8 protein-coding genes are annotated in these 12,643 nt (G+C 62.8%); 4 read left to right on the forward strand and 4 right to left on the reverse strand.

Annotated elements, in window-relative coordinates; genetic code table 11:
* Positions 1–141: 141 nt before the first annotated feature.
* The 4 genes from PJK54_RS05655 to PJK54_RS05670 form a co-directional block, all read right to left on the reverse strand.
* A complete protein-coding gene (locus PJK54_RS05655) occupies positions 142–978 on the reverse strand; it encodes a DUF2927 domain-containing protein (protein WP_170877481.1) in 837 nt (278 codons plus the stop codon).
* A 157-nt stretch (positions 979–1,135) separates the two neighbouring features.
* Positions 1,136–2,728: a solute:sodium symporter family transporter gene (locus PJK54_RS05660; RefSeq protein ID WP_077379245.1), complete on the reverse strand. Its 1,593-nt coding sequence runs from the start codon at positions 2,726–2,728 to the stop codon at positions 1,136–1,138.
* A 424-nt stretch (positions 2,729–3,152) separates the two neighbouring features.
* The gene (locus PJK54_RS05665) at positions 3,153–4,748 is read right to left on the reverse strand and encodes a solute:sodium symporter family transporter (protein WP_077379247.1); all 1,596 of its coding nucleotides are present in this window, start codon (positions 4,746–4,748) and stop codon (positions 3,153–3,155) included.
* Between the two features lie 393 nt (positions 4,749–5,141).
* Positions 5,142–6,851 (reverse strand): alkaline phosphatase D family protein, encoded by a 1,710-nt coding sequence (locus PJK54_RS05670; RefSeq protein WP_271302424.1) that lies wholly within the window; start codon positions 6,849–6,851, stop codon positions 5,142–5,144.
* Between the two features lie 319 nt (positions 6,852–7,170).
* Between PJK54_RS05670 and PJK54_RS05675 the strand changes: the two genes are divergently transcribed.
* The 4 genes from PJK54_RS05675 to PJK54_RS05690 all read left to right on the forward strand — a co-directional run bounded on the left by PJK54_RS05675 (position 7,171) and on the right by PJK54_RS05690 (position 12,622).
* Complete coding sequence (locus tag PJK54_RS05675; protein ID WP_271302425.1) at positions 7,171–7,797, forward strand: DUF924 family protein; 627 nt, start codon at positions 7,171–7,173, stop codon at positions 7,795–7,797.
* 99 nt (positions 7,798–7,896) lie between these two features.
* On the forward strand, positions 7,897–8,142 hold the full coding sequence (locus tag PJK54_RS05680; protein ID WP_084209300.1) for a GlsB/YeaQ/YmgE family stress response membrane protein: 246 nt from the start codon (positions 7,897–7,899) through the stop codon (positions 8,140–8,142).
* 259 nt (positions 8,143–8,401) lie between these two features.
* A complete protein-coding gene (gene katE / locus PJK54_RS05685; protein ID WP_084209299.1) occupies positions 8,402–10,645 on the forward strand; it encodes a catalase HPII in 2,244 nt (747 codons plus the stop codon).
* Positions 10,646–11,095: 450 nt separating this feature from the next.
* On the forward strand, positions 11,096–12,622 hold the full coding sequence (locus PJK54_RS05690) for a catalase (protein WP_084209298.1): 1,527 nt from the start codon (positions 11,096–11,098) through the stop codon (positions 12,620–12,622).
* The last annotated feature ends 21 nt before the right edge of the window (positions 12,623–12,643 follow it).

Raw genomic sequence — 12,643 nt, forward strand, 5'->3', positions numbered from 1 at the left:
GAGGATGACATGATGACGCAGCTCCGACGGATTGCGGCGCCTGGTGCGCCTGTCCTGATTATGCCTGTGCTCCGCTCAGGCGTTCCAATTCTCCGTCAGGCGTCGAGGAGTCCGGGGCGGGGCGCGTGATGACTTGCATGCCTACTCTCCCGCCCATTCCCGCAGGCTACCCTTGCGCACCCGACGGACAGCGTGTGACAGCTCGCCCTGCTCGGCAAGTCGCTGGATGACCGCAGGCAGCGCGGCGCGGACCTCATCGGCTGACATGCCGGGGGAGAGCTCAGGGGCATAGAGCATCTTGAGCAGCACGTAATCCAGCGGACTCAGCCAATGATCCACCGTGACGTCGCTGAAGATGGAGGGAAACACCGCGTCCGAATCATTGGGCAATCCCATCAGCTGGGCGCTTTCCTCGACGACGCAGTCCACCAGGCGTGCCTTCTGGCGGGCGTAGTCGACCGGAATCAGGATCAGCCCACTGGCGATGGCCTGGTCGGCCCCGGTCTTGAACAGTGTCAGGCACACGCCTTCCCGCAGTGCCTTGCGCATGCCCGGGGTGGCGGCCTGCTGCTTGCCGACGTAGGCGGCGGCCTCGCGAGTCATGTGGCCCCGAGTGATGAAGGCGATGCGCAGGTTGGCCTCTCTGGCGGAGGACACGAAACTCAGCGGCTGGCCGGTGATGGCGGAGAGATGACGAAACTGGACCTGGCTCAATTGGCGTTGCAGGCGGGCGTCACCCAGCTGCGAATCGAGCCAGACCGTGATCGGCACCTGCCAGCGGGTGAGCGAGGCGCTGCTGCCGGGCTGGTATTCACGCTTGAGCGCCACTTCCATGAAACTGTCCGTCAGCACATCGGCGCGCTGCCAGCGCTCGGCGGCCTGGCTGACAGGCACCGACATCAGTGAGGCGAGCAGGGAGATCGACAGTGACAGCACCTTGAGGCGCGGACGACGGCTACGCAGGCGACAGCGGGACATGGGAGACCTCGGTGATGAGCGACTCGTCCAGCATGCCTGAAAGCGGTGCAGCAAATGCACAAATGCACGAATGCCCCGGCTGTCCGGGGAGACAGGGCGGGGCATTCGTGTCATGGCGGATGTGCTGCTCGCGGGGCGAGTCAGCAAACGGCGCGGGTCAGATGAAGGCCAGATAGATGGCGATCACCAGCACGACCAGCAGCAGCGCACAGACCTTGGCACCTTTCCAGGGGGTCATGTCGATGGCGCCGACATCCTGCTGGATCCATGGCTCGTTGCGCGGTGCCAGCTTGCCGATGATCAGCATCATCGCGATCAGCAGCACGAACACCAGGCCGACGAAGTGGAACTCGTGGATCACGTCCAGCACGCCGGAGAAGGCCGGCACGAAGTAGACCACGCCGATCACGCTGCAGCCGATCAACAGCGCCAGGTTGGCGGCGATGGTCGGCACGCGACGCGTCAGCAGGCCCATCAGTACCACGGCGAAGATCGGGATGAAGTAGATGGCATTCATCTTCTGCAGGTAACCGAACAGGCTTTCCTGACCGGCCAGCAGCGGCGCGAGGGTCATGGAAGCGATCGCCAGCACCCAGCCGAAGCCCTTGGAGACCTTGACCACTTCCTCGTCGCTGGCATCACGGCGCAGGTGCGCCTTGTAGATGCCGGTGGAGAACAGCGTGGTGGTGGCGTTCAGCGCCGAGTTGAAGGACGACAGGATCGCCCCGACCATCGCGGCGGCGAAGAAGCCGGTCAGCGGTGCGGGGAGCACGTCGAACACCAGCTGGCCGTAGGCGCTGTCGGCCTTGACGCCGGAAGAAGCGTAGAGGTGATAGGCGATGATGCCGGGAATCACCAGATACAGCGGGCCCAGCAGCTTGAGCGCGCCGGTCAGCAGCACGCCTTTCTGGCCCTCGGCGAGGGTCTTGGCGGCGAAGGTGCGCTGGATGATCTGCTGATTGGTACACCAGTAGAAGAAGTTGATGATCATCACGCCGGTGAACAGGGTCGAGAAGGGCACCGACTGGTCTTCACTGCCCATGGAATTGAATTTCTCGGGATTGGCGGCGGTCAGCGTGTCCCAGCCAGCCATCACGCCCTGGCCGTCGCTCACGGCATCGAGACCGAACCAGACGATCAGCATGCCGCCGATCAACAGTCCCACGCCGTTCAGGGTGTCGGAGATGGCGATGGAGCGCATGCCACCGAACAGCGCATAGATGGCGCCGATGATGCCGACCACCCAGATGGTCATCCACAGCAGTGCATTGGGTGAGCTGATGCCGGTAAGAGAGGGCAGATCCAGCATGCCCTGCAGGCCGATGGCACCGGAGTAGAGGATGATCGGCAGCAGGATCACCGCATAGGCGAACAGGAAGATGAGGTTGGTGATCAGCTCGGTGCTGCGCCCGTAACGCAGCGCCAGCAGTTCCGGCAGGGTGGTGATGCCGCTCTTGAGGAAGCGTGGCAGGAAGAACAGCGCCATCACCACCATCGCCAGCACCGCCATGACCTCCCAGGCCATCACCGACAGACCATCGGTGAAGGCGGCGCCATTCAGACCGACCATCTGTTCGGTGGACAGGTTGGTCATCAGCAGCGAGCCCGCGATCAGCGGGAAGGTCAGACTGCGTCCGGCGAGAAAATAGCCGGTGGAATGCGAGGTGTCATCGCGATGTGTCCACCACCAGGTCAAGGCGGCGACCAGGCCGGTAAAGAACACGAAAGAAACAAGGGTAAGGGCGTGCATGGGAGGAGGGTTCCTTGATGCTGGCTGGCGCGACGTCTGGCTCACGGGCACTCGGTCCGCGCGGCGATTCGGCGATCAGTCCAGCAGTATCGATGCAATGCACACAGCGAGCTGTGTCATCGTCCGTGACGAGACTCACCGGTAACATTCGCGGCAAGTCTGGCGACAGTGTAGGTATCTCCCGAGTTCCTGCTATCCGCCATTTGTAGAACATACGTTGGTTTCGGGGCTTGGCTCGCCCCTGTCGGCGTGATGGCGGGCAGGGGAAACGTGTGTCAGGCCCGCCTTGTAAGGCCGCCTTGTGAGCCCCGCCTTGTAAGACCCGTGACGCGAGACCCGCCGCGCCGCGCAACGCAAGCGCCCCGTCTCGGCGAGGAGAACGGGGCGCAGGCGGCCAGGGGGACACCGTCAGGTCATGCAGTGCTCAGCCGGCGAAGGCCAGATAGATGATCATCACCAGTATGAGAAGAATGATGCTGGCGATGCGCGTGCCAGCCCAGGGCGTCATGTCGATGGCACCGACATCCTGCTGGATCCAGGGTTCGGCACGCGGTGCCAGCTTGCCGATCACCAGCATCAGGGCGATCAACAGCACCAGCACGATGGCGATGAAGTGGAAGTTGTGCACCTTGTCGACCAGCTCGGAAAGCACCGGCACGAAGTAGAACAGGCCGATGACCGCACAGCCCAGCACCAGCGCCAGATTGGCGGCGATGGCTGGCACGCGCCTGGAGAGAAGTCCGACCACGATCACCGCCAGCAGCGGGATGTAGTAGATGGAGTTCACCTTCTGGATATAGACGAACAGGCTTTCCTGAGTCGCCAGCAGCGGCGCGATGGTCATCGCGGCGGCCGCCATGATCCAGCCCGCCCATTTGGACGCCTTGACCACCTCTTCATCGCTGGCATCCGGCTTGAGGCGTGCCTTGTAGACATCGAGACTGAACAGCGTGGCGGTGGAGTTGAGCGCCGAGTTGAAGGACGACAGGATCGCGCCGACCATCGCCGCGGCGAAGAAGCCGGTCAGCGGGGCAGGCAATACGTCGAAGACCAGGCGACCGTAGGCGGCGTCAGCCTTGATGCCATCACCGGCGTAGAGCTGGAAGGCGATGATGCCCGGCAGTACCAGGTACAGCGGGCCCAGCAGCTTGAGCGCGCCGGTCAGCAGCACCCCCTTCTGGCCTTCGGCCAATGTCTTGGCGGCGAAGGTACGCTGGATGATCTGCTGGTTGGTACACCAGTAGAACATGTTGAGCAGCAGCACCCCGGTGAACAGGGTCGAGACCGGCACCGACTGGTCATCACCGCCCAGCGAATTGAGCTTCTCCGGGTGGGTCTCCTTGAGTGTCTCCCACCCGGCGAGAATGCCGTTGCCATCACTGATCCGATCCAGCCCGTAGTAGACGATGATCATGCCGCCGATCAGCAGCCCGATACCGTTCAGGGTGTCGGAGATGGCGATGGAGCGCAGACCGCCGAAGAGGGCATAGATGGCCCCTGCGATGCCGACGGCGATCACGGTACCGGTCAACAGCACCATCTGGGAATCGATGCCGGTCAGGGCATGCAAATCCAGCACGCCCATCAGGCCGAGGGCGCCGGAATAGAGGATGCTGGGCAGCAGGATGATGGCGTAGGCCAGCATGAAGATCAGGTTGGCCAGCAGCTGGGTGGTGCGATCGAAACGCAGTGCCAGCAGCTCCGGCAGGGTAGTGATGCCGCTCTTGAGGAAGCGTGGCAGAAAGAACATGGCCATCGCGACCAGCGAGACCACGGCCACCACCTCCCAGGCCATCACGGAGAGGCCATCGGTGAAGGCGGCCCCGTTCAGGCCCACCATCTGCTCGGTGGAGAGATTGGTCATCAGCAGGGAGCCTGCGATGATCGGGAAGGTCAGACTGCGGCCGGCAAGAAAGTAGCCGGTGGAATGGCGATGGTCGTCACGACGGGTCAGCCACCAGGTGATCACGGCGACCAGCCCCGTGAAGAACACGAAGGAGCTCAGGGTGAGGGCATTCATGGCGTTATCCTTGTTGAACAACAGGGCTCGGAGGCCTGCCTGCTCAGTTGCCATCACCCGATTGGCCTGCCTCACCGTTGGCGCGCGGTACCTCGAGGCAGGCGGTCAGTGATCGACAACCAGCGTGCCGATCAGTGTCAGAGAAATGCGCTCACCTCTCCATTGACAATTTGTCTGACATTTTTCCCCAATTGTCTGAAGCGTGCAGACATAGCAGCGTGGCCGGATGTCCTCTTCCGGCGCAGCGGTCTTCTCGAGTGGCTCTGGGGAAGGCGGCACCCGACAGGCGGCCCAGACAGACGAATGCCCCGTGCACTCGAGAATCCGCCCTCGGGATCCTGTCGTGCACGGGGCATTCGGGGTAGGGCGTGAACCGCGTGTGTCGCGGCAAGATCAGCCCATTCGCGACTCAGGCGTCAGCACCTTCTGATAGAGCGAGGCGCCGTGGATATCCTTGAGCGTGACGGTCAGTGCTTCGCTCTCGGGATCGAGATCCACCTGACCGAAGAACTGGAACCCTTCGCTGGGCGACATGTTGGCACGGCCTTCTGGCGGTGCCTTCACGAATTCCAGCCTTGGCCCGAAGGTATTGTCCAGCTCGCCAGGGCCGTAGGTGCCGGCATGGATCGGCCCGCTGACGAATTCCCAGAACGGCGTGAACTCCTTGAAGACGGCGCGCTCGGGCGAGTAGTGGTGCGCGGCGGTGTAATGGACATCCGCCGTCAGCCACACCAGGTTCTGGATGTCGTGATCGCGCACGAACTTCAGCAGCTCCGCGACTTCCTGTTCGCGTCCCAGCGCCTCACCATCGCCATTGGCACCGTTCTCGAAATTGTCGCCGTCACGCACCAGCAGGCCGATGGGCATGTCGGAGGCGATGATCTTCCAGGTGGCGGTGCTGGCCTTGAGCGACTGCTTGAGCCATGCCAGCTGATCGCGCCCCAGGAAGTCGGTCTCGGGGCCACGCCCGGACTGGCGATTGGCGGAATTGGGGCCGCGGAAGCTGCGCATGTCGAGCATGAACATCTCGAGCCCCGGGCCGAAGCTGAAGTTGCGGTGGATGCGTTCCGGCGCGGCTGGACCGGTCCGCAGCGGCATGTTCTCGAGGAAGGCACGACGCGCATTGGCGGACAGCACGTCGAGATTCTTCTCGGTGTAGCGATCATCCTCGAGAATCTCGCCCGGATACCAGTTGTTGGTGGTCTCGTGGTCATCCCACTGGGCGAACATCGGCACCTCGGCATTGAAGCGACGCAGGTTGTCATCCATCAGGTTGTAGGCGTACTGACCACGATACTCGTCCAGGGTCTCGGCGACCTTGGACTTGGCCGGTGTGACGATGTTGCGCCACAGGCTGCCGTCGTGCTGAGTGACGCTCTCCTCGAGCGGGCCATCGGCGTAGATGGTGTCGCCGGAATGCAGGAAGAAGTCCGGCTTGACCTGACGCATCGTCTCGTAGAGGCGCAGGCCACCGAAATCCGGGTTGATCCCCCAGCCCTGGCCGACGGTGTCACCGGACCACACGAAACGCAGCGCGCGCGGTGTCTGAACGCCGGGCGGCAATACCAGACGCCCGGTGGTCGCTTCACTGATGGCGCGGTGGTCATCCAGTGCCGCATAGCGTACCCGGTAGAAGACTTCACCGCTGGCATTGGCGCGGGTGTTGATGCGGGTCAGATCCAGCTTGCTGATCAGGCCGTCGGCCGGCAAGGCCACGGGGCCGCGCATCTGGAAGGCGCCACGCATCTCGATGTTGTCGGCCAGCTCGATCAGCATGCGGGCCGGCTTGTCGGTCTGACTCCACAGCATGGCGCGGCTGGCGGTCACGTCGCCGCTCATCACGCCAGAGGGCATGCCCGGGCGACGGCCCTCGGCCATCACGATGGCCGGGGCGCCCAGCAGGCCTGAGCTTGCCAGCAGGCCCACGCCGGCACCCTGAAGGCCACGGCTCAGCAGGCGTCGGCGGTCCATTCGCGAAGGTGCGCCGGCGCGTGCGGCATGCGAGTCACCGGGGCTCGCGTTCGCGTCGTCCTGCGAGGTGGGCGAGGCAGGTGTCGTGCGCGAGGAGCGGGAAGGTAGCAGATCAGACAGACGGCGGGACATGAAGGGCTTCCTTGTTACGGTCTGGCATCAGGATGGCAGCGGCGGCAAAGGTGCCGTGGTGGCTGACAGGGCTCACGGGAGAGGCTACTTTCCATGCTCAAGATGACGATCAGGTGTCAGAACCATGATCGCCATGCAGTCCCGTGAACCGGCAGCGCGACGTCCGGCCGTCAGAGCCTCCTTGCGGTGTTGCGGATTCTCTTTGCCTTGTGGCCGCTCTCTCTCTTTCTCGCTCTCTTTCTCGCTCTCTTTCTCTGTTTACCTCTTCTTTTTGCGACTTGCTGTCACTTCATGCCACTCCCGGATCAGGACACCTTTCATGAGTCCCTCACGCCCCTCCAACCCGACACCTCCATCGTCTACCCCCGCGCCATCGGATGCCGACAGGCTGATCGCGGATAGCCATCATCAGGCACGGCCGGTGCTCGCACATTGGTTCACTCGACTGACGCCCAAGGACTGGTTTCGCAAGAGCGAGGCCCTCGATGCTCAGCTGCGCGAACGGTTCGCGGAGCTGCTCGAGCAGGCGCAGGCCTGTGAACTGTGGGAGTGGCGCACCACTCCCGGTGGTCGGCTGGCGGAAATCCTGGTGCTGGACCAGTTCGCGCGCAATATCCATCGCGATACCCCGCGTGCCTTCAGTGGCGACAGCCTGGCACTCGCGCTCTCCCAGCAGGCCGTGGCGCTGGGGGATCTCGAACGCCTCCCGCTGGCCTGGCAACCCTTCGTCATCATGCCGTGGATGCACAGCGAGTCGTTGCGTGTCCATGAACACGCTGAAGCGCTGTTTGCACGCCCCGGGCTCGAGGACACGCTGCGCTTCGAGCGACGGCATGCGGACATCGTGCGTAGATTCGGCCGTTACCCGCACCGCAACGCGATTCTCGGCCGTGTTTCCACGCCACAGGAGGAGGCATTTCTTCGCCAGCCCGGCTCCTCGTTCTGACAATCGGGAAATCTGACCCTTTTAATTTCGCGAGATCGTCTCCAAGACATGTTCATCGGGCGTACAGCGCCACTTCATCCGCAAGAAAGGAGACAGCAGATGGGTATCATTCTTGGATTGATCATCGGTGGTCTGGCTGGCTGGATCGCAGGCAACATCATGCGTGGCGGCAGCTTCGGCATTCTCGGCAACATCGTCGTCGGTGTGGTCGGTGGCCTGCTGGGCAGCGTCATCTTCAAGCTGCTGGGGCTGGCCTCCACCGGCATCATCGGCTCGCTGGTCGTCTCGATCGTGGGGGCGGTGGTATTGCTGTGGATCGTCTCGAAGGTCAAGTCCAAGGCCTGACGACGCGGCGCCGGCGAACATCGTCAGGCGTTCCACAGCAGTTCAGGTCGCAGGTGCATCAAGTCCCACGTGGGTGTCCTAAGGGATTCATTCGAGACACCCGCCGCATGGAAGTCGCCTGTCATCGGTTGCCCCTGACATCCAGACGGTCCTCGTGACCGTGGCAAGGCAGCCTGACAGGACATCGCAAGGCCGAATCAACTTCGACGCCATCCCGGATGGCGCGTTGCAGATCTAGCGAAAACAGGAGCGTTTGAGCATGGCGAGCAATGAGCACGATTCAGCATCCTCACCCCAGTCAAATGCCGACAGCGCCAAGTGCCCGTACCACGAGGGCCAGAACCGCTCGGCAGACGCGGAGAACCCCTATACCCATCCCAATCGCAACGGGCCACATGACACCCAGCCCAATGCCGGGGATGGCAAGGCCAAGGACGAGGCGCTGGAGACCTATCGCGCGGATGCCGAGGGGCATGACCTGCGTACCAATCAGGGATTGCGCATCGCGGACAACCACAACTCGCTGAAGGCGGGGGAACGCGGTCCGACCCTGATGGAAGATTTCATCTTCCGCGAGAAGATGAACCACTTCGACAACGAGCGTATTCCGGAGCGTATCGTCCACGCGCGTGGCGCAGCCGCGCACGGGTATTTTCAGGCGTACGACAATGCCGCCAGGTACTCCAAGGCCGGCGTGTTCCGTGATCCGTCGAAGAAGACACCGGTGTTCGTGCGTTTTTCCACCGTACAGGGCTCGCGCGGCTCCAATGACACCGTCCGTGACGTGCGCGGCTTCGCGACCAAGTTCTATACCGATGAAGGCAACTGGGATCTGGTCGGCAACGACATCCCGGTGTTCTTCATCCAGGATGCCATGAAGTTTCCGGACTTCGTGCACGCGGTGAAACCGGAGCCGCACAACGAGATTCCCCAGGGGCAGTCGGCCCACGACACCTTCTGGGATTTCGTGTCGCTGATGCCGGAAACCACCCACACCGTGCTGTGGACCATGTCGGATCGTGCCTTCCCGCGCCATTACCGCAACATGGAAGGCTTCGGCGTGCATACCTTCCGTCTGATCGACCGTGAAGGCGTGTCGCGCTTCGTCAAGTTCCACTGGAAGCCGGTGGCGGGTACCTGCTCGCTGATCTGGGATGAAGCCCAGAAGCTGTGGGGACGTGACCCGGACTTCAATCGCCGCATGATGTGGGATGACATCAAGAACGGTGCGCCGCTGGAGTGGGAACTGGGCATCCAGGTGGTGGAAGAGAAGGATGAACACAGCTTCGATTTCGACATCCTCGACCCGACCAAGCTGATCCCCGAATCGCTGGTGCCGGTGGTGCCGATCGGCAAGATGGTGCTGGATCGCAATCCGGACAACTACTTCGCCGAGACCGAGCAGGTGGCCTTCAATCCGGCCAACATCGTGCCGGGTATCGACTTCTCCAATGACCCGCTGCTGCAGGGGCGTCTGTTCTCCTATCTGGATACCCAGATGCTGCGTCTTGGTGGACCCAACTTCCACGAGATCCCCATCAATCAGCCGGTGTGTCCGTTCCACAACAACCAGCGCGATGCCCAGCATCGTCAGACCATCAACACCGGGCAGGCGTCCTACGAGCCGAACTCCATCGATGGTGGCTGGCCCTCCGAGACGCCACCTGCGGATGAACATGGCGGCTACGAGCCACATCATGAGCGCATCGAGGCGCACAAGGTGCGTGCGCGCAGTGCCTCCTTCGGGGATCACTACTCCCAGGCCACCCTGTTCTGGAACAGCCAGACCGAGGTGGAGAAGGAGCACATCATCGCGGCCTACACCTTCGAGCTCTCCAAGGTCGAACGCCCGTGGATCCGTGAGCGGGTGATCACCGAGATCCTGCCCAACATCGATCTGGAGCTGGCGCGTCGTGTCGGTGAGAACCACGGTATCGAGGCGCCCACCACCCAGCCGGCGCCGAAAGGGGAGCTGGGCACCAGTCAGGTCGAGAGCGACCCGGCGCTGAGCCTGATGGCGCGCATGCCCGACAGCATCGCGACCCGCAAGGTGGCGATTCTGGCGGCCGATGGCGTGACGATGGAAGATGTGCGCTCCATCCAGAAGCAGCTCAGCGATGAAGGCGCCGAAGGGCTGCTGATCGCGCCGAGCATGGCACCGATCAAGGCCAGCGATGGCAGCATGCTGGCGCCGGACGCGATGCTCAATGGTCTGCCGTCCGTGGCGGTGGATGGCGTGGTCGTGGCCGGTGGCGAGGGTAGCGTCAAGGCGCTGGCCGCATCAGGGCTCGGCCTCTACTACGTGCAGGAGGCTTACAAGCACCTCAAGCCCATCGTGGCGATCAGTGAAGGCAAGGAATTGCTGGCCGCCGCGCGCGTGCCGGTCGAGGAGGGCGTCATCCTGGTGGATGATGTGCTCGCCGCCAGCCTGCCACTGCGTGATGCCCTGTTGGCTCACCGTGTGTGGTCGCGTGATGCGCGTGCCAATCAGATGCCAGCATGAGGCGCTGACGCCCCAAAAGGCATGATGTGAGCCACCAAGCCCCCTGACCTTTGAAGGTCAGGGGGCTTTTTCATGGTCATGATGCGGTCATTTGTGGGCGTGAAGATGGGGTGGCGGTGAAAGGTGTAAACAAGGTTGGTGATGCCGTTGGGTTGAGTGCCGTCCTGCGGTTCACGCCGCTGAGAGTGGCTGATAGGCTCGGTGATAGGGGCTGATTATCGAAGGCATGCTGGTAATTGATTATCGCTAGAAGCACCAGGTGCGTAAGGTAAGCAGGCATCAAGGGGCCACAAGCCAGCACATGCCGGGCAGGCATCGGCCCCGACCCGATTCGACAATGGGCTGCAGGCTTTCACATCAAGCAGCGCATGAAAATGTGACATCAGCAGCATCTGGCCTTGCCAGTCGAGTTTGATAGCGCTTTTTTCTACCTGACAGGAGAACGTCAACATGTCCCAGACTCCACGCTATACCACTGGTAACGGCGCCCCGGTGCCTCACGATGACATCAGCCAGACAGCGGGCCCGAATGGCTCACTGACCTTCGACAACTGGCGTCTTTTCGAGAAGCTGGCGCACTTCAACCGTGAGCGCATTCCGGAGCGTGTCGTCCACGCCCGCGGCGTTGCCGCCTACGGCACCTTCACCCTGACCCGTGACCTGTCTGACCTGACCATTGCCCGCTTCCTGCAGGGCGTCGGCAAGCAGACCCCGATGCTGGCACGTTTCTCCACCGTGGCCGGTGGTCAGGACAGCGGCGACAACACTCGTGACGTGCGCGGCTTCTCCCTGAAGTTCTACACCGAGGAAGGCAACTGGGACATGGTCGGCAACAACACGCCGGTGTTCTTCATCCGCGAGCCATCCAAGTTCCCTGACTTCATCCACACCCAGAAGAAAGACCCGCGCACCAACATGGTCGACTGGCAGAACCGCTGGGAGTTCTGGGCCAACCATCCGCAGGCGCTGCATCAGGTCACCATCCTGATGTCCGACCGCGGTATCCCGAAGTCGTTGACCACCATGAACGGCTACAGCTCGCATACGCTGAGCCTGTGGAACGACAAGGGCGAGCGTGTCTGGGTCAAGTGGCACTTCAAGACCGACCAGGGCCACGAGACACTGACCGATGACGAAGCGGCACAGGTCGCACCGGACTTCCACCAGCACGACATGTTCACCCGCCTCGAGCGTGGCGAGCGTCCGAGCTGGACCGTCAACCTGCAGGTGATGACTGAGCAGCAGGCGCGCGACTACCACATCAACCCCTTCGATCTGACCAAGGTGTGGCCGCACGGTGACTTCCCGCTGATGGAAGTCGGCAAGATGGAACTCAATCGCAACCCGGAGAACTACTTCGCGGAGGTCGAGCAGTCCGTCTTCTCACCGTCCAACTTCGTGCCGGGTATCGGCGCCTCCCCGGACCGCGTGCTGCAGGCACGTCTGTGGGCCTACGCCGATGCACACCGCTATCGCGTCGGTGCCAACGCCGAGCAGCTGCCGGTCAACCGTCCGGTCTGCCCGGTCAACCACTACCAGCGTGATGGCGTGATGGCGGGCATGTGCCCGGTCACCGGTCACGGTGGCGGTCCGCTGGGCGGCCAGGTCGGCCAGGGCGTGCCGGGAGAGACGAAGGAAGGTGGCCAGTACTCGCGCACCAACTTCTACCCCAACGAGCGTGCCGATCACGGCGCCCCGGTGCCGGACGCCACTGTCGCCGAGCCGCCGATGCCGCTGGAGCAGAACGCCTGGATGGGCTATCACGACAACAGCGATGAGGATAACTACAGCCAGGCCGGCAATCTCTACCGCCTGTTCGATGAAGGTCAGAAGTCGCGCATCACGGACGTCATCGCCGGCACCATGGTGGGTGTCAGCCACGTCGTGCAGGACAAGATGATCGCGCACTTCCGCCAGGCGGATGCCGACTACGGCGAGCGTGTCGCGACCAAGCTGGCCAGACTCGATCCGCGCTGAGTCAGTCATGTTGCACCCTTC

Source organism: Cobetia sp. MMG027 (assembly GCF_027947415.1).
In the GTDB taxonomy this organism is placed as follows: Bacteria; Pseudomonadota; Gammaproteobacteria; order Pseudomonadales; family Halomonadaceae; genus Cobetia; species Cobetia marina.

What these genes read in the sequence shown, in the direction of transcription:
- PJK54_RS05690 (WP_084209298.1), top strand. Translation starts at nt 11,096, where the DNA reads ATGTCCCAGACTCCACGCTATACCACTGGTAACGGCGCCCCGGTGCCT.
- PJK54_RS05660 (WP_077379245.1), bottom strand. Translation starts at nt 2,728, where the DNA reads ATGCACGCCCTTACCCTTGTTTCTTTCGTGTTCTTTACCGGCCTGGTC.
- katE (WP_084209299.1), top strand. Translation starts at nt 8,402, where the DNA reads ATGGCGAGCAATGAGCACGATTCAGCATCCTCACCCCAGTCAAATGCC.
- PJK54_RS05655 (WP_170877481.1), bottom strand. Translation starts at nt 978, where the DNA reads ATGTCCCGCTGTCGCCTGCGTAGCCGTCGTCCGCGCCTCAAGGTGCTG.
- PJK54_RS05675 (WP_271302425.1), top strand. Translation starts at nt 7,171, where the DNA reads ATGAGTCCCTCACGCCCCTCCAACCCGACACCTCCATCGTCTACCCCC.
- PJK54_RS05665 (WP_077379247.1), bottom strand. Translation starts at nt 4,748, where the DNA reads ATGAATGCCCTCACCCTGAGCTCCTTCGTGTTCTTCACGGGGCTGGTC.
- PJK54_RS05670 (WP_271302424.1), bottom strand. Translation starts at nt 6,851, where the DNA reads ATGTCCCGCCGTCTGTCTGATCTGCTACCTTCCCGCTCCTCGCGCACG.
- PJK54_RS05680 (WP_084209300.1), top strand. Translation starts at nt 7,897, where the DNA reads ATGGGTATCATTCTTGGATTGATCATCGGTGGTCTGGCTGGCTGGATC.